14 protein-coding genes and 1 pseudogene are annotated in these 17502 nt (G+C 45.6%); 9 read left to right on the plus strand and 6 right to left on the minus strand.

The genetic code is table 11. The features are described 5' to 3' along the window. Positions 1-123: 123 nt before the first annotated feature. The 3 genes from nrdF to nrdI form a co-directional block, all read right to left on the minus strand. Positions 124-1089 (minus strand): class 1b ribonucleoside-diphosphate reductase subunit beta, encoded by a 966-nt coding sequence (nrdF, locus tag ACL9RM_RS06465; protein ID WP_250268040.1) that lies wholly within the window; start codon positions 1087-1089, stop codon positions 124-126. Between the two features lie 216 nt (positions 1090-1305). Further along, positions 1306-3390: a class 1b ribonucleoside-diphosphate reductase subunit alpha gene (gene nrdE, locus ACL9RM_RS06470; RefSeq protein WP_061828561.1), complete on the minus strand. Its 2085-nt coding sequence runs from the start codon at positions 3388-3390 to the stop codon at positions 1306-1308. Then, the gene (gene nrdI, locus ACL9RM_RS06475; RefSeq protein ID WP_016819181.1) at positions 3377-3736 is read right to left on the minus strand and encodes a class Ib ribonucleoside-diphosphate reductase assembly flavoprotein NrdI; all 360 of its coding nucleotides are present in this window, start codon (positions 3734-3736) and stop codon (positions 3377-3379) included. The genes nrdE and nrdI overlap by 14 nt, the downstream gene beginning before the upstream one ends. Before the next feature lie 405 nt (positions 3737-4141). Between nrdI and ACL9RM_RS06480 the strand changes: the two genes are divergently transcribed. The 3 genes from ACL9RM_RS06480 to ACL9RM_RS06490 are packed head-to-tail and all read left to right on the plus strand — an operon-like array spanning position 4142 to position 6350. Continuing rightward, a complete protein-coding gene (locus tag ACL9RM_RS06480; protein WP_061828689.1) occupies positions 4142-4504 on the plus strand; it encodes a DUF2500 domain-containing protein in 363 nt (120 codons plus the stop codon). Between the two features lie 59 nt (positions 4505-4563). Next, the gene (locus tag ACL9RM_RS06485) at positions 4564-5124 is read left to right on the plus strand and encodes a GNAT family N-acetyltransferase (RefSeq protein WP_069291658.1); all 561 of its coding nucleotides are present in this window, start codon (positions 4564-4566) and stop codon (positions 5122-5124) included. Positions 5125-5126: 2 nt separating this feature from the next. After that, positions 5127-6350 carry an MFS transporter gene (locus tag ACL9RM_RS06490; protein WP_250268041.1) on the plus strand — a complete coding sequence of 408 codons (1224 nt, stop codon included), beginning with the start codon at positions 5127-5129 and terminating at the stop codon, positions 6348-6350. Between the two features lie 72 nt (positions 6351-6422). Here the strand turns inward: ACL9RM_RS06490 and ACL9RM_RS06495 are convergent, their stop codons facing one another. Next, positions 6423-8114, minus strand: a complete 1692-nt coding sequence (locus tag ACL9RM_RS06495) for an ABC transporter substrate-binding protein (RefSeq protein ID WP_250268042.1) — start codon at positions 8112-8114, stop codon at positions 6423-6425. 280 nt (positions 8115-8394) lie between these two features. On the opposite strand from ACL9RM_RS06495, the gene ACL9RM_RS06500 reads away from it, so the two are divergent. The 6 genes and pseudogenes from ACL9RM_RS06500 to ACL9RM_RS06525 all read left to right on the plus strand — a co-directional run bounded on the left by ACL9RM_RS06500 (position 8395) and on the right by ACL9RM_RS06525 (position 14696). Beyond that, positions 8395-9462: a LacI family DNA-binding transcriptional regulator gene (locus ACL9RM_RS06500; protein WP_414126227.1), complete on the plus strand. Its 1068-nt coding sequence runs from the start codon at positions 8395-8397 to the stop codon at positions 9460-9462. Between the two features lie 205 nt (positions 9463-9667). Next, the gene (locus ACL9RM_RS06505) at positions 9668-12220 is read left to right on the plus strand and encodes a beta-mannosidase (protein WP_414126228.1); all 2553 of its coding nucleotides are present in this window, start codon (positions 9668-9670) and stop codon (positions 12218-12220) included. Positions 12221-12361: 141 nt separating this feature from the next. Beyond that, a pseudogene (locus tag ACL9RM_RS06510) lies at positions 12362-12717 on the plus strand (sugar phosphate isomerase/epimerase); the annotation flags it as partial. A gap of 313 nt (positions 12718-13030) precedes the next feature. After that, the gene (locus ACL9RM_RS06515; protein ID WP_414126229.1) at positions 13031-13771 is read left to right on the plus strand and encodes a DUF1361 domain-containing protein; all 741 of its coding nucleotides are present in this window, start codon (positions 13031-13033) and stop codon (positions 13769-13771) included. 64 nt (positions 13772-13835) lie between these two features. Next, positions 13836-14039, plus strand: coding sequence for a YwbE family protein (locus ACL9RM_RS06520; protein WP_039270088.1), 204 nt, complete (start codon positions 13836-13838; stop codon positions 14037-14039). 24 nt (positions 14040-14063) lie between these two features. Then, positions 14064-14696, plus strand: coding sequence for a DUF2238 domain-containing protein (locus ACL9RM_RS06525; RefSeq protein ID WP_025721732.1), 633 nt, complete (start codon positions 14064-14066; stop codon positions 14694-14696). Positions 14697-14752: 56 nt separating this feature from the next. Here ACL9RM_RS06525 and ACL9RM_RS06530 read toward each other — a convergent pair whose 3' ends face one another. Beyond that, complete coding sequence (locus ACL9RM_RS06530; protein WP_414126230.1) at positions 14753-15922, minus strand: glycosyltransferase family 4 protein; 1170 nt, start codon at positions 15920-15922, stop codon at positions 14753-14755. A 93-nt stretch (positions 15923-16015) separates the two neighbouring features. Next, a complete protein-coding gene (locus ACL9RM_RS06535) occupies positions 16016-17338 on the minus strand; it encodes an MFS transporter (RefSeq protein WP_414126231.1) in 1323 nt (440 codons plus the stop codon). Positions 17339-17502: the final 164 nt, after the last annotated feature.

Raw genomic sequence — 17502 nt, forward strand, 5'->3', positions numbered from 1 at the left:
AATAATAGGGTTTCAGAACTTAGGAACAAGTTCTGAAACCCTATTATTTTACAGTCTGAGCCATCCGCATGCGGACGGCTCTTCATAGTATCACCTTGCTAAATTAATTTCACGTATTTGTACTTATACGCCAAAATTAAAATCATCATCTGTCAGCGGCTCTACATTCATCGCCCGCACATAGCCGTTTCCTTTTTTAGAAAAGAAATCATGCTGCTTAGTGTGAGTGCTGATGCCGTTGAATACAATGGGATTAACTTCCTCTTCTTCAAACAGTGGATCAAAGCCCAAGTTCATCATGGCCTTGTTGGCGTTGTAGCGCAAAAAGACTTTCACATCGTCTACGAGTCCAATAGAAGTGTAAATTTGCTCGGTGTATTGTTCCTCGTTATTGTGCAAGTAGCGCAACAAGCCTACCAGCGTCTGGTAAAGATCACGTTGTTCTTCCTCATCCAATTCTGCATAAATCTCCTGTGCCAGTACACCTACGTACACACCGTGAATACTTTCGTCCCGTAGGATCAAATCGATAATTTCTCCACTGCATGTCAACTTGCCCTGGCCCGCCAGATAAAGAGGGTAGAAGAAGCCGCTATAAAATAAATAGCTTTCTAACAGCACCGACGCTGCCATCGCGAGATACAGGTCTTTCGGTGTGTGGATATTCATATAATACTGACGAATGGTTTCTGCCTTGGTTTGGAGATGTGGATTTTCTTCCACCCAGCGGAATACACCGTCAATTTCTTCCGTGGAAGCTAGCGTTGTAAAGATGCTACTGTACGACTTGGCATGAATTTGTTCCATCATCGCCATAAAGCTTAGTACGGCTTTGCGTTGCAGTCCGTCCACATGCTCCATAATTTGCGGCATACCCACGCCGCCTTGAATGGTATCCAGTAGCGTCAATCCGCCCAGCACCTTCATGTAGGCTTCTTTTTCGATATCACTGAGGGTTACCCAGGACATTTTATCGTCAGACAACGGGATTTCATCATCCGTCCAAAATTGCATAATGTTCTGGTTCCAGAACATCAGTGTGAAATCATCGTCCGAGCGATTCCAGTTTACAGCTTGTATACCTGTCATTGTTAGCATTCTCCCTTCAGCTTGCGAGATTCCCTGGAAACACACATTGAAATAGTGCAGGCGAATCATCGTATGCTTGACATACGGAAGCTGTATCCGCGAGGGTCTGTCCAGTCCCGTAAAGGTCTGAACCACACGCTGGATACAGCTTCTAATGCAAAGCATCTATATCTATTCAAAATCTAATTTTTATACTACAGCTTGTTACCTTATACTTTAGATGGAGCAGGTGAGGCACTCTTCCACAGACAGCTTTTTGGTGCGTGTGTAGTATAACGATTTAAGTCCTTTGTGTGCAGCGTACAGATAGCAACGTGCTAACTGACGCGTAGTCACGTCACTGTTCACATGAAGCACGGTCGAAATTCCTTGGTCCACGTGCGGCTGGATTTCTGCAATCAGATCAAGCACTTTGAACTGGTCCATTTGATAAGCAGATTTATAGAAGAACACGTTATCCTTTTGCAAATAAGGCATTGGATAGTAGGTCGTCGAATTGGCATAGGTACGGGTTTCAATCTGCTCAACAATTGGCATGACGCTGGATGTTGCATTTTGAATGTACGAAATGCTAGCAGTCGGCGCAATCGCCATACGATAGGCGTGGTACAGACCATTTTTCATTACATCTGCTTTTAATTTGTCCCAGTCCGCTGAAGTCGGAACATAGATGTCTTTGAACAACTCTTGTACACGTGCAGTTGTTGGACGATAATCTGTGTTCAGGTATCGGTCAAAATATACGCCTGTCGCATAATCCGATTCCTCAAATCCATAAAAGCTTTGTCCAGCTGCTTTCGCGATTTCCATACTTTTTTCGATGGAATGATAGTTCATCGTCATGAAGAAGGTGCGGACAAAGTCCTTCGCTTCATTGCTTTCATACGCAATTTTGTTCTTGGCAAGATAGCCGTGCAGATTCATAACACCCAGTCCGACGGAGTGCATTTCACGGTTTGCTTTCGCAACACCCGGTGCATTAGCTACTTGGGTCATATCGCTGACCGAGGTGAGAGCAATCATACCCTCGTGAACGGATTCGCGGATTTTGCCATGTTCCATCACATTTACAATGTTCAGAGAAGCTAGATTACAGCTAACGTCCCGGCGGATGGTATCCTGTTGGCCGTAATCTGTAATTTCGGAAGTTTCCTGCAACTGGAAGATTTCCGTGCATAGGTTCGACATCTTGACTTGACCCACGTTTTTAAGAGCATGTGCCTGGTTCGCGTTACTTTTGTTCATGATATATGGATAACCAGACTCCAACTGAATCATGGCAATTTTCGTCAGCATGTCACGTGCACTCATCGCTATTTTTTTCTTCACCCGATCGTCAGCGAGCAACGTGTCGTACATTTCATCCAAATCCATGTCGTCCAAATGCGTTCCATAGGCTTTGAACACACTGTAAGGAGCAAATACATGCAGCGGTTCATTATCTTGAGCCAGCTTGTAAAAGCGGTTTGGCACCAGCAATCCAATAGAAAGTGTCTTGAGACGTACTCTTTCGTCAGCATTGATCTTTTTGCTATCCAGGAACTCAAGCACGTCCCATCCGAAAATGTTGTAATAGGCTGCCCCAGAGCCTTTACGTTGCCCCATTTGATCTGCATAGGAGAAACCGTCTTCCATCAGCTTCAGCACAGGCATAATGCCTTTTGCTGCGCCTTCTACGCCTTTAATCGCTTCGCCGCGTGCCCGCAGTTTCGACAGGTTGACCGCAACACCGCCCCCGATTTTGGACAACTGCATGCAGGTGTTCAGCACATAGTTGATTGAGTTCAGGGAGTCGTCCATTTCGAGCAGGAAGCAGGATACCAATTCCCCACGGCGGCTTTTGCCTGCATTCAGGAAGGTTGGTGTTGCTGGCTGGAGGCGTTGCTCCATCATCGAGCGGGACAACAGGCGTGCCGTATCGGCGTTACCGCGTCCTAAATGCAGCGCGACAGCAGCAACCCGGTCAGGGTAATGTTCCAGATAGACTTTCCGGTCGTTACTCTTCATTGCATAGTCGGTGTAAAACTTGGATGCTGCCATATAGGAAGGAAATTTAAAATTATAGCTATGAGTGATATGGAAAATATCATTAATTTCGTCAGCCGTGTAGCTGTTATAGAAATTTTCGTAATAATCATTCTCAATCATATACAGCACTTGAGCGGCTGTGTCAGCAAACTTCAAACTCCGTTCCTGAACTTCCTTCATAAACTCTGCTACAGCCTCTTGGTCTTTTTCCAATTGGAAAAAGCCGTCTGTATCGCGTTTCATCAACATGTTGTTCAATTCAATATGCCGCAACTCGGCTCACCTCCTGTTTAAAACGCTCTACATCTCCGAACGTTCCAGATAATTCAAATTTACTAATCACGGGGACATTATAATGATCGGCAATCAAATCCGCACTTTTGGCAAATTTCTCACCCCAGTTACGGTTGCCGCTTGCAGCTACACCAACAAGGTTTTGAGCATTCTTTTTCAAAAAGGAAGATACCCTCTCAGGTATCTGCCCAAACCCAGTTGTATATGTAATAAGTACGTAAGGTTCTTCTATAGTCATTTGCTCCTCGATCTGAACCGCTGGAAGCTTGAGCTTGTTTATAAATCTTTTTACATTGCCGGTCTTCGAATCATATGCAATCAGCATGGTATGCAACCTCCTTAAACAATTAACGAAAAAAGAAAACGCATTGCCTGGGATCTATTATAGATGGAATCCCTTGCTGGCTGCGCCATTTAAGATTTTGACTCTATATTTACATGTATTTTCATACCTGTATCTTCAAGATATCGGGCATAAATACGTTTTTTACACTATATTTAGAGTACATTCTCTATTTTATATCTATATATAGTTTTGTCAATCGGTCTAGAGGGGATCAGAGGACCCAGATCGGGTATAAGTCCAAGCGGGGTGCGGAAAAGAGCGAAAGAACTTTTTTTTCGTAAGTATGTTAAAAAAGTATTGGAGTTTTTGAGGGTGAAGATGTACGATTTGTCAATGGGCAATAGAATGGAAAATTTACATTTTACTGTAGAAAGGATGAAGCGAATGGGAAGTGATTTTATGGAATTTCAATCGTTTAATACAATCTTTTTTATCGTATTTGGACTCATTGCTTTTGTAATGATTATGGGAATTGTCAAAACGATAGGAGCGGGCCTGTCCAATCAAGCAGCCGAACGGGTACAACGTTCATGTAAGGTTGTGGATAAACGGACGAGAGTGCGTGGGGGATCAGGCGATTTTTCAGCTTCGACATATTATTATATCACCTTTGAGTTTGACGGGGGTGAGCGTATGGAGCTGGAGGTGAAGGATACAGACTTTGGTATGATTGTGATCGGGGATCGTGGGGAGCTTCATTATAAAGGTACACGTTTTCTGGAGTTTGTGAGAGTAATGGAAGCGTAAAGGTGTTGGCGGCGAGTTAGTATTGCCAAAACAAATACATAATTGGAGGGAAGATTACGATGCCGCATATCATTGGAAAACGAATAGTATTGAGAGAATACCGTCAAGAAGATATACCAGCTATCCGAAAATGGGTCAATGACCCGGAAATCACACGTGGTTTAAGCGACGTGTTTATCTACCCGCATTCACAGGTGAATAGCGAATCCTTTGTGCAGATGATGATTGACGGCAACCCCGAGATCAAAGGTTTTGTCATTGCGCATAAAGACACACTGGACTATATCGGACAACTGGACTTATTCAAAATCAACTGGGTGAATCGGCACGCCACCCTTGGTGTTGTGATCGGGCGTGACGGTGATCTGGGCAAAGGTTACGGACGGGAAGCGATCCGACTATTACAAAAATTCGCATTTCATACACTGAACCTGCATCGGCTGGAGTTGGAGGTCTATGCGTTTAATGAACGTGCACACCGTTGCTATCTGGCCTGCGGCTTCAAGGAAGAAGGTCGGCTACGGGAAAAGCTATTCAGGGAAGGGCAATACTATGACATTATTCAGATGGGGATTTTGCGAAGTGAATATAAGGCTGCAGAGCAAGCGACGGAGTCCTGAGAGTGCAACCTCATAAGCTATTTTACTCCGTCAGCTTTCTTCAATTTTTTATGAGTGAAATCACGGGGACTACGCTCATCCTATTTCTATTAGCTAAAGGACTTTCTCTGCAAAGTGCGAACTTCTTACTGGTTGTATTTTTTGTAAGTATTTTTTTGTTTGAGATACCCACAGGGGCGATTGCAGACAAGTATGGCAGAAAAATTTCTGTTATTTTGGGACTTTGCTGTTTTTTAGTCTACAGTGTGTTGTTCGTTTGGACAGATCATATCGGGGTGCTTGTGTTCGCGCAAGTTTTTGGGGGTCTGGCTATATGTTTACAATCAGGTTCGTTAGAATCCTGGGTTGTGGAAAACAGTGATAAGCCCATGGAAGTTCTTTTTACAACCTCTAACAGTATACAGTACATTTCGGGATTTATTTGTGGTCTGTTGGGGGCCTTTCTCGCAACCTATAACTATTCACTTCCATGGGCAGTCAGTATTTTATCTATTATTGTATGCATTTTTCTATGTTCCTTTTATATGGATGAGGAGAATGTTGCTCATCGAAAGACGTCTACTACTCGCATTAAAACGATTATCGGAGAAAGCGTCCGTATCGGTTTTGAAAATAAGTCCATCTGGATTGTGTTTATGATTGGTTTATTTATCAGCTTTTCGAACTCGGCGGGGAATACATTTCAACAGCCACGTCTGGTTGGCCTTTCCGAACAAGGGATTTGGATTATGGGGTTTATCAAGGCAGGCTATTCACTATGTATGACTTTGGGAAGTTATCTAGTTCGAAAGCTAGGCGCACGATACAGTGATGTACATATACTCGTGTATGCTTGCGGCATGATAGGGGTCTGGCTCATTTTAGCTGGTGCGTTCAACACATTTTATCCTGTACTGCTTACCTTTTTGATCTATGAAATTGGACGCGGCATGTACCCGGTTGCCAAACAAATTTTTCTGAACAAAAGAATCTCTAATGAGTATCGTTCTACACTACTATCTCTGGATTCTGCGATTTCACAATTAGGCATGTGCGTAGGTTTAATCGTGACAGGGATCATCAGTCGTAATTTTACGGATTTGTCTTCCGATCAAACACCTATTCAAATATCTTGGGTGATGTGTGGCGGGATTGCGTTGATTCCAATCATTTTATTGTTTTACGTACATCGTGTTTCAGGGAAAAGTAATTCTTGGAAAGAAAAAGAAACCAAACAGAATATTTAATGTAAAAGTTAATGTAGAAGGGCTGAACAGCATGGTCTGTCAGCCCTATAATATTTCATTAAAAAGCAAACCTTATTTTTCACCGTACCACAGTTTCAGCCGATTTTGGATTAGGCCAGTATAGATTTCTTCAGCCTTTGGCACACCTGCCTGATCCAGCTCTTGGAGCATGCGGTCATACACAGCGTCGAACTGATCTGGCTTGGCGAGTACAGCCTCAGGAATCCGTTTGCGTACAATGTCCTGCGACTTTTGATAAATAACATTGTAATTCGTATCGGTCGGAACAGGCATGTTGTAGGCAGCACCCCACTCTTTTACCGGAAAATCCTTTTCGTTCGGAAACAGGTCTTTCCACGTCTGGGCTTTGTATGCCTGAAGGGACTCTTTTTCGGCTTGACTATAATTTTCGGTAATCATCTCTGGATAATTGGTTGTGTAATAGTTGCCAGAAGGGTCCTTCACGCTATCGCCATAATGTGGCCCCCATATCCAGTACAAACCGATTCCTGACTCTCTGCTAAAAGAAGCGTTATCGGTGTTTTTACGTTGTTGCACATCCGCCGGAATGACTCGTTTGCCGTTCTCTACGTTGTAATGCTGGCCTTCAATTCCCCAATTACGTAAAATTTGTCCTTCGTCGGAGGCCAGAAAATCCAGAAACTTGATAGCCCGCACCGGATTTTCGCATGAGGTTGTAATTCCGATCCCGGATGCAGTATCGAAGCCAATGGGCTGGAGGGAATGGTCTTCGTATTTCTCATTTAAAGTGACAGGAAAATGGGCGTAAGTGAATTCATCCTTACCTGCTGCCTTGAGCGCATTTTCGGCATCTTGATAGTTCCATTCCTGATCAATGAGTCCGATGACACGGCCTGCGGCGATTTTGGACTTGTACTGATCACTTTTTTGCACAAATGTATCCTTATCCAACAGTCCTTCATTGTACATATGGTTCAACCAACGGAAATATTCACGTTCCTCTGGGCGCTTGTAGTGAAGAATGGCTTTGTGTGTTTTAGGATCAATATAATATTCGCCATCGTCGGGTCCACCTGTAGCAGTAACAGCCGGGTTTGTCACCGTAATTTGAATTTTCCAGTCTTCGGCATCGAGTGATAGGGGGATGGTAGGCTGGCCATTGGTGGTAGGATATTTGGCGACATAATCTTTAAGTGCTTTTTCAAAATCTTGAACGATGCGGATTTTAGGGTATCCAAGCTTCTTAAGTGCCTGATGCTGGATTTCGAAGCCAGCTTGTGCATCAAACGCGATGTGATCCACACCCAAATTGGTCGGGATCGTGTAAATGGCTGGATCTTCACTACTATATTTAATACGATTAAAATAGTCTCCATACACTTTCTTAATGTTAGGGCCGTATTTATCAATGAGATCTGTTAAGTCAATGAGTGCTCCGGCATCGACCAACTTGCCAATGTCTGATTTGGGGTACACGAGATCTGGATACTCTCCGCTCGCTGCCATTAAAGCAAACTTTTCCTCGCCTCGGCCATTGACAGCATGTTCGGCATTTAGCGTAACACCCGTTTTCTTGATAATTTCCTGCCCGACAGCATCCTTCATGTTGTTCCAGTTAGAGCTGGAATCACCGCCAAAGAAAGTAAATGTAATGGGACTGGTGTCATTAGGATCTTCCTTTTCTGCCTTACCGCCTGTTCCATTCGCGCAGCCCGTTGTAACGAGCAGCAGCAAAGACAGGAGTAGAATGGAGCTCTGTCGTACCGACCTGTTCATGAACATTTGCAAATCCCCCTTAATAAGTATGATTTACACAATGTAAGTGCTTTCAATAGTAAATTGTAGGAAATAAAGAACCTCACGTCAAGTAATTTATAATTGCTTGTTATGCGGTTTGTTTTTTTATTAAGCAAACATATTTTGGTGCAGGGTGTGGATTTGTACAAATCAATCATTTGATGATCTAAAACAAAGTATGCTACGATGGTACCAGTTTATAGGTACACCCGTGTATTAGAAAGATTAAGGTAGAAAAAGATTCCGAATAGGGTTGGGTGAGAAGATGCGTGGAAAAGTAACGTTGCAAGAAATTGCGGATGCGGCGGGCGTTTCAAAGTTCGCTGTTTCGCGTGCACTGTCAGGCAAACCCGGTGTAAGTGAAGAGACAAGGGCGGTTCTGGTCAAGCTTGCCGCCCAGATGGGCTATTTTCGCAGTCATCCCAAAATCACAGGGGTAGAGCCTCGGGACACAGATACCAGAGAATGGTCGGGTACCGTGCTAGTGTTATTTCCGAATATTAGGTACCAGAACAGGGAATCCAGATACTGGGGGCCTGTATTTGAAGGGATTTCCGAGCGTCTGAACCGTAAGGGTATGGATATGATCACGTTAACGGAGCCCTCGACTGAAGACATGTTTTCTTTACTGAATCCAGAGTCGATTAAAGGAATTATCACGGTAGGGACGATTTCAACTTCATTGTTGCTGAACATTTATCGGATGGGTATTCCGGTCGTCATGGTAGATCATTGGGATTCTGCATTTTTAAGTGATACGGTGTTTACAGATAATCGCACATGCATGAGTGAATTAATGAAGGACTTGCTGTGTAGGGGCTATACCCGCTTTCAGTTTGTGGGTCATATTGATGACGCTCACAGTTTCTACGAACGCTGGGAAGCATGTCGTTCCACACTGGAAATGAGCGGAGTAGAATTGCGGCAGATTAAAGCTCTTCTTCACAGGGGAGCGCAAGCGCTTGCTGAGGAAATGGAAAAGTTGTCCGAGGACGAACTGCCTGAGGTTTTTGTATGTGCTAATGATGTGACTGCTGCGCAAGTCGTGGATGTGCTGAAAGAAAAGGGGATTGACGTTCCGAGGCGTTGCGGAGTGACCGGGTTTGACGATACGAATGAACAAATGCCGATTTATGCCACGGTGAGAGTGGATAAGGAATTGCTGGGAATGCGTGCAGTGGACCAGTTGTTATGGCGCATAACGAACCTGAACTCGCCTGTCGAGAAAAAGTTGCTACATGCTGAGCTATTCGTACGGGAAGTTCATGCACCCCGGATCAGTCGGGAAAATGATGACCGTGAGCGTCCCATCAGCACAATCACATATAGTTAATGTCGAGATACGTGTTATGACACCATACACCGTGAAGACGAAGGAGGTCGCTTTTAGCCTGTTTAGGGGCAGAGGGCGACTTTTATTTTGTATTTTGTCATTTGTTTTAAAAAACAATTGACTATTTTGTTAGCTTGATGTTATTTTTGTTATGTTACTAACGAATCCAGATGTTCCCAATCATGCTTATAGGAGGCTTGTGACGATGGTTAATGTGATAGGGTTGGATGGCTGGAGGTTTAGGAAAGCACAAAGTGATGAGTGGCTCAGCGCGAAAGTGCCGGGTTGTGTGCATACTGATCTTTTACGACATGGCAAAATTCCTGATCCGTTTATCGGTATGAACGAGATGGAGGTACAGTGGATTGATAAGCAGGATTGGATATATGAAGCCCATTTTGAGATAAATGCAGATCAGCTTCAATGTCAATGTGTAGAGTTGGTGTTGGAAGGTCTGGACACATACGCGGATGTAAAAGTGAATGGTCAATCTGTCTTGTCAGCCAATAATATGTTTCGGGTATGGAGACAGGATGTGAAGGCATTTGTTCAGCAAGGGGAAAATCGGCTAGAAATCAGTTTTCGTTCTCCGATCGCTGAAGATGTACCCAAGCTTGAAAGCTTGGGTTATGGACTCCCTGCACCCAATGATCAGTCTGAGATCGGTGGTTTGTCCGACAAAAAGGTAAGCGTTTTCGCGCGTAAGGCTCCCTACCACTACGGTTGGGACTGGGGACCGAGGCTGGTGACGAGCGGTATCTGGAGGGAGGTCCGGATCGAGGCGTGGTCCGGTCTGATCGTGAGAGACTTGTTTATTCGACAGGACGAGGTGAATTCGGTAGGGGCTAAACTCATGGCAGTGGTAGAGATCGAAAATGCAGATGAGATTAGAGATGCCGAGTTGCGTATTTCCGCTGACGGGAAGGTGTGGTCCAAGCCGGTACGACTGCTGAAGGGGAAGCAGACGGTCGAGCTGGAGCTGGAGATGAAGAAGCCGAAGCTGTGGTGGTGCCGTGGACTGGGGGAGCCGCATTTATATACGTTTGTGGCCGAATTGGTGGAGCAAGGACAAGGAACTGTAATCGCGGAAAAATCAGTAAAAACGGGACTGCGTTCCATCCGTCTTGTACGTGAACGGGATGCAGCAGGAGAGAGCTTTTATTTTGAGCTGAACGGAATTCCTGTGTTTGCAAAAGGGGCTAACCATATTCCGAATGACAGCTTTGTCACTGAAGTTACGATGGAACGATATCGGTATGAAATTGCCAGTGCAGCCGCCTCGAATATGAATATGCTGCGGGTGTGGGGTGGCGGTATTTATGAACAAGACATATTTTATGAGCTTTGTGATGAATACGGTTTGCTCGTGTGGCAAGATTTTATGTTCGCCTGCAGTATGTACCCGGGGGATGAGGATTTTATGGACAATGTGGCACAGGAAGCCAAGGACAATATTAAGCGGCTGCGTCATCATCCCTGCATTGCCTTATGGTGCGGCAACAATGAGATCGATTCTGCATGGGCGCATTATGAAGAGAATGGAGGCTGGGGCTGGAAAAAGGACTACACACCTGAGCAACGGGAACGCCTATGGAATGATTATGAAACACTCTTTCATCGGATTCTACCGGAGGCGGTACACACCTGGTCTGCGCAGACAGCCTATTGGCCCTCCTCCCCGCTGATTGACCTGACCAGAGATCGGAACCAGCATGCCCATCGGTCTTCAACTGCAGGTGATATTCATTATTGGGGTGTATGGCACGCGTCTGAGCCGTTTGAGAATTATCATGTACATGTGGGTCGTTTTATGAGTGAATATGGTTTTCAGTCCTTTCCTGAATACAAGTCTGTTCATACTTATGCGGAAGAGAAGGATTTGGAGCTGGAATCTGAGGTGATGCTGGCACATCAGAAGAACGATGCGGGCAATCGTCTGATTAAAGAATATATGGAGCGATACATGCGAGAGCCAAAGGATTTTACATGTTTTCTTCACATGAGCCAAATTTTACAGGCAGAAGCAATGAAAGCAGCTATAGAGGCGCATCGTCGTCACAAGCCCTATTGCATGGGAACATTATACTGGCAAATGAATGACTGCTGGCCCGTTGCCTCCTGGTCGAGTATGGACTATTTTGGTCGTTGGAAGGCGCTCCAATATACGGCTAAGCGTAGCTTTGCTGATGTGCTGTTGAGTGCAACCGATACAGAACAGGGGAATAAGGCCCTGCATCTGGTCAACGATACACTAGAGCCGATATCAGGTACGCTGCGGCTGACTCTTTTGCATATCCGTAGCAGCCAGGCTATTCATGAAGAGAACGTTAAGGTAAAGCAACCAGCAGGCGGTGCAGGAATTGTACATATACTGCCTATCGACAAATGGCTGAGTGGCCTGAACCGTGCGGAGCATATGCTGGTCGCGCGTCTAATGCAGAATGGTGAACAGGTGGCCTCTGGTGAAATTTATTTTGCAGACACGAAAGAGATGGATTTATCGCAGGCAAAAATTGAAGTGACAGAGATTCAGGGAAGCGGGGGCAGCAGATTCATGCTGTGTTCGGATGTACTTGCTAGACACGTGTGGCTATCGGCAGAGCAGGAAGGTATTTTCAGCGACAATCATCTGGATCTGGCTCCTGGTATTCCGAAGACAGTGGAATTCTTGGTCATGCGCAACGGTTCATCAGCATTTGTGACAGCTGCGCCGGGTACATTGACAGTACATTCGTTGGTCAATTGGATACAAGGTTAGACAACAGTAAAAGCTTATCCGTCTTTAAGTAGATGATGGATAAGCTTTTTTTATAATATAAATTTATTTTATGATATGTAGAGCGTCTTCATAATGTTAATATACATAACAAAAGAGAACTTGGGAGTTAAGTGATAACAGATCATTTGTAAGAAATCTATTTATTTAGCCTCTAACTGTTGGAATATAAAAAAAGCATACGGTCGGCCGAGAACTTGTAGAGGAAATCCGTCAGTTGGGCTTTAGCAGGGTGGAGCTGAACTATAACATTACCCGGGAAATGCTAACGACGATTGAACCTATGATTGAGCGGGGAACAATGGCATATCGAGTGTGCACAATACATTTCCTCATACACCAGATCCGGATTACGGCACGAATTCCGTTCTGCTCGGGTTTGACGATGAAAGCAAGCGACAACGTGTAATAGAGCTACTGGTGCAATCTGTGGAATATGCGCATCATTATGGGCAAAAGCGGTAATTGTGCATCCCGGACGCCGGATGGCGAATGGACGGGGTTAGTGACGAAATTTATAATGCCGTTAGCGATATTACGCTAATTCATACTGCCCGAATATTAAAACTACCGGAGCTACGCCTTTACCTGTGAGTGAAGTCTAAAACACAGTAAGCATCTATTTTTCGGGGATGAAGTACATTCCTGGAGAACAGATGCTTTTTTGTGTTCATTGATGCAGAGATAGAGCGCTTCCATTGAGCTTGAAGCCATTGTGGTGTACACTGTCCAGAACAGGTGTAAATTGGAACGTCAGGAAGGCAGGACGGTTACAAGGAGGGAAAGACACATATGTATGCCCGTTTAAGATCGTTAAATTATCCACTAAAACTCTATGTTTTTTTAGCACTGGCCTTATGCTCCGTAATCAGTACATTGTGGATCATTAACGTGCGACTGCCCTCAGGGGGCCGCCCTTATCTTTTTATTTGGTGGAATATGATGTTGGCCTGGATTCCTATGCTGTTGACGTTACTGCTTGATGTAATGTACAGCTCGTGGAGGCGGGGAACGAGGACATTTTTACTCTGGGTTACGGGGGCGGCATGGCTTTTCTTTTATCCCAATACACCCTATTTGATCACAGATTTGCTGCATGTATTCGCCAGATATCCATTTCTCGGGGAGCAACGTTTCTGGGGCAATCCGTACTTTTGGAATCATGTACTGGGAATGCTGCTGGTAGCCGTACTTGGCCTGGCAATGGGTTTTGTATCGCTCGAATCCGTACGACAGTTGGTACAACGTGCACGTGGTGGGCTTGTTAGTTGGCTGTTTATGCTGGCGGTACTCTTGTTGAGCAGCCTGGGTATTTACATTGGACGTTTCTTTCGAGGGAACACATGGGATATTGTTTCTGCGCCCTCTCAACTGTATGCACAGGTATCTTCCATATGGGCAGACTCCTTGCAACGTACTCATTTTGTGGAGTTTAGTGGGATGCTATTCGTCATTTTGCTCGTCAGCTATGTATCCACGATGTGCGTAGTCTGGATGGGGAACAACCGCCAGGACGAATGGCGTCGCTGGTGATTTGATTGCAGCTGAGTGGCTGAATATCATCAAAAAATGTAAAATCAAAGGAGGAGTAGCTACAATGAACGGACAGAATCGATCCGATATCCGCGCTGGTCTTCAGGTGGATATTGTGCTTAAAAAGGATCAGTCTACTGGTAAGTTGACGCGAGGAACGGTGAAAGATATTTTGACCAATTCCCCGCGTCATCCGCATGGAATCAAAGTGCGTTTGGCAGACGGACAGGTTGGGCGTGTCAAACATATCGTAACGAACGAAGGCTAGAGCTTTGGGTGAGGAGGAATGAAGATGAATCAGGCAACGGCATGGTCTAAAAATGATCGCTACCCGCTTGTTTTACTTGTATTGCTGGCGCTTGCCCTCATTTGGTCTTTAATTCGCCCGGCGGATTACTTTACATGGGTACTGGAAGTTCTCCCGGCAGTTTTGGGAGCTGTGCTGCTGGCGGCTTTGTACCGTAGATTTCGGTTTACCAATCTGGTATACACCCTAATCTGGCTGCACGCATTGATCCTGATTGTCGGTGGACATTATACCTATGCCGAAATGCCACTGTTCAACTGGATTCGGGATACGTTCGGACTGGAGCGCAATTATTATGATCGACTTGGGCATTTTGTACAAGGTTTTGTACCTGCACTCATTGTCAGGGAAGTGCTGTTGCGTAAAACGGCCTTGGGAAGCGGGAGCTGGCTTACTTTCCTCACGGTTAGTGTGTGTCTTGCGATCAGCGCTGTGTACGAGCTGATTGAGTTTGCTGTAGCCAAGGCAACCGGAACGGCAGCAGAAGCCTTTTTGGGCACACAGGGAGATGTATGGGATACCCAGTGGGATATGCTTCTTGCGTTCATCGGCGCCTTGACCGCAGTGATTTTGTTGAGTGGGGTACATAACAAGCTACTGAAGCAATTAAGGTATTAGCAGAATTTATTTAACCCGCCATTATCATGCTATCTGAAATTGCCTGTTTTTGAAGGCTACATTCGCGTCATGGGACGGCTGTCGAGGTGTAGGGTTGCTGCGTCCATGTAGCTGTCCAGTAGCCGTTCAAAAATACGGTCCCATGTCTGCTCCAGGCTGTAGGCTCTACCAGCTCTGGACATAGCATCGCGAAGTGAGGCATCCTCGTACAACAGCTGTACAGCTTTGGCAAAGGCAGCGGAGTCCCCAGCAGGACACAATAGCCCTGTATTTCCATGGATTAGATTATCTTTTACCCCGCCTTCATTGGCACCGACCACAGGTGTACCGCTCGCCATAGCCTCCAGTACAACATTGCCGAAGGTTTCCGTGGTGGAAGGGAAGAGAAATACGTCGGCTGCGGCGTAGAGTTCAGCTAATTCCTGCCCTTTCACAAAACCAAGCCAGTGGACTGCATGCTCCGGCACCCCTAGATCCGCTGCAGTTTTGACCTTATACAATGGACCATCTCCTGCAATGACCAGCACAGAGGCTGCGCGGACGTCATCGGGTAACTGGAGATAGGAATCCAGTAACGTGTCTATCCCCTTTTCCGGTGCAAGCCTGCCTACATACAAAATAACAAATGCATCTGCATGAACGCCCCATTTCTTCCATACTGCATTACGGTCCACCTTTGGTTGGAATCGGTCAGTATCAATGCCTCTACTCCAGATTTCGAGCTGTCCCATTCCTTTATTGTGCAACAATTCCATGGTTGATTGAGAAGGGACATATACCCTTTCGCAAAGTCTGTGAAACCAGAGCATGTATTTCCATAACGCAGGTTCAAGCCAGCGAAGCTTGTAATATTCGAGGTATTTATCAAAGTGGGTGTGATATGAGGCGACGAGTGGAATATGGTGTTTGGCTGCGTAGCTTGTTCCATACAGGCCAAGGTTAAATGGAGTAGCGACATGAATTAGATGCGGGGAAAAGGCTGACAGACGCTCGTTGATCTGTTTGGCGTTGGGGATCGCAAGTCTGCATTCCCGGTACAATAAAAAGGGAATACTCCGAAATCGCTCTACACCCGGCCCAGAGGGCAGATGATGGTCTGCCTCCGGTGCGAAGACGAGCGTAGATACTCCATGTGTCTCCAGATAGCCAATCCATCGTTCCAGGGTCAGAGCAGCGCCATTCACGTCAGGCGTATACGTGTCCGTAAATAATGCAACTCGAAGCATGCCTTCATTCCTCCTCCGCCATTCTCATTTATCCTATGACGTTCCAGGGGAGTCCGCTTGGAGGCTCCGGCTTTTATTGTGTCATGATTTTGTTTACGGGCTTGCCGGGTTTTGTAAAAGCTGGCCCGCGGACGGGCGCTTTTCTCGGAACATTCTGTAATAGACGAGGGAGGACAAAATATAGAAAACACCTGTCATGCTAAATGTGATGGCATAGCCCCAGTAGTTACCATAAGTTGTAACCAAATAGGCTTGTACAGGTCCCATACCTGCGGTGCCTAGCATCCAGGTCGTCTGGAGAATGGAGTTGGCAATGCCGCGATTTTTATCTGACACACGTTCGACGAGAATGGCGGTTTGCAGCGGATTGGCTGCATTCATTAGCGCTTGCCTGAATAGAAAGCTGATGGAAGCGATCCATAGCACGTTCGTAAAGCCTGTAATGAGAAGGAAGGGTAGCGAAAGCAGTTGGAAGCCAACTACAGCTCTGACCAGTCCAATCCGGCTGCCGAGGGTAGGCCCGATCAACATGGAGAGGATGGTCATAAGCTGGCCGAGTGCAATCAGTAAACTCATTGCGCTGAGCGATACGGAGAAGCGGTTCGTAAAATACAAATTAAGATACGGGATGACCAGACCTGAACCTAACCCAAGAAAAAACTGGGCAAGAACAAATTGTCCAATAACCCGGCGATCAGAAGCAGCAGCAGGCGTCTCCAAGGCAGGGATATCGGATGTACTGTGCGGTGTATGTACTTGTTCTGTTTGAGGTGAAGATTCGGCAGGAGCTGGTGCTTCTAAGGTTGCCGTAGTTTTTGTGATGAACAATAGAGGAATAAAAGCAGTCAATGTTGCCATTCCTCCAAGGAACAGAGCAACCCGCAGACTGGATAGCGGTGTGATTCCCCACGTCTGCAGCCCATCTGCGAGTACGCCACCCCCGAAGCTGCCCAGGACTTGAGCTGCCAGTACAAGAGCTGAGTAATAGCTGAATATTTTTAAGCGCTGGGATTTACTAATGCTTTCCGCTAAAAAAGGCACAGCCAGCACCTGAATAAAGGCGGCGAATACACCTGAGATTACGGCAAATACCAACATGCTTCCGCTGGTATCTGTAAAGGTACGGGCGAGAAAGGCCAGGCCGCTGAATAATGCGCCGATGACCAGCATATTTTTGCGGCTCGTCCGATCCCCCAAAAATCCGACCGGAATGAACAGCAACGCCGTCGCCAGCGCCTGCATGCTGACCACCCGGCCGTTCATATCATCATCAAAGCCAAGCCCTTGGATATACAGGTTATACAGTACAGAAAACATTCCCGTGCCCATCTGGTACAACAGATTGGCCATAAAAAACAATCGGATATTACGCGGCCACTTTCGGGGCTCTTCTAACATTTTGCTAATCCATGGCACGATGAGTTCCTCCTGTGACGTGTTGCAAATAAGTTAATACTGTTGATATGTATTCTAGCAGGAACTGTACATTTCATAAATATTCCTGATCTCCGATTGTTTTGGGTAATAATAAAGCATGGACTTTACATTGAATTTTCATTATAGTAATTCGGTATGAATAA

It is taken from the genome of Paenibacillus sp. S29 (assembly GCF_049319765.1).
GTDB lineage: Bacteria > Bacillota > Bacilli > Paenibacillales > Paenibacillaceae > Paenibacillus > Paenibacillus polymyxa_B.

Coding starts and splice junctions, on each gene's coding strand:
- nrdF (WP_250268040.1), bottom strand. CDS start 1,089: ATGACAGGTATACAAGCTGTAAACTGGAATCGCTCGGACGATGATTTC.
- nrdI (WP_016819181.1), bottom strand. CDS start 3,736: ATGCTGATTGCATATGATTCGAAGACCGGCAATGTAAAAAGATTTATA.
- ACL9RM_RS06480 (WP_061828689.1), top strand. CDS start 4,142: ATGGGAAGTGATTTTATGGAATTTCAATCGTTTAATACAATCTTTTTT.
- ACL9RM_RS06485 (WP_069291658.1), top strand. CDS start 4,564: ATGCCGCATATCATTGGAAAACGAATAGTATTGAGAGAATACCGTCAA.
- ACL9RM_RS06495 (WP_250268042.1), bottom strand. CDS start 8,114: ATGTTCATGAACAGGTCGGTACGACAGAGCTCCATTCTACTCCTGTCT.
- ACL9RM_RS06500 (WP_414126227.1), top strand. CDS start 8,395: ATGCGTGGAAAAGTAACGTTGCAAGAAATTGCGGATGCGGCGGGCGTT.
- ACL9RM_RS06505 (WP_414126228.1), top strand. CDS start 9,668: ATGGTTAATGTGATAGGGTTGGATGGCTGGAGGTTTAGGAAAGCACAA.
- ACL9RM_RS06515 (WP_414126229.1), top strand. CDS start 13,031: ATGTATGCCCGTTTAAGATCGTTAAATTATCCACTAAAACTCTATGTT.
- ACL9RM_RS06520 (WP_039270088.1), top strand. CDS start 13,836: ATGAACGGACAGAATCGATCCGATATCCGCGCTGGTCTTCAGGTGGAT.
- ACL9RM_RS06525 (WP_025721732.1), top strand. CDS start 14,064: ATGAATCAGGCAACGGCATGGTCTAAAAATGATCGCTACCCGCTTGTT.
- ACL9RM_RS06530 (WP_414126230.1), bottom strand. CDS start 15,922: ATGCTTCGAGTTGCATTATTTACGGACACGTATACGCCTGACGTGAAT.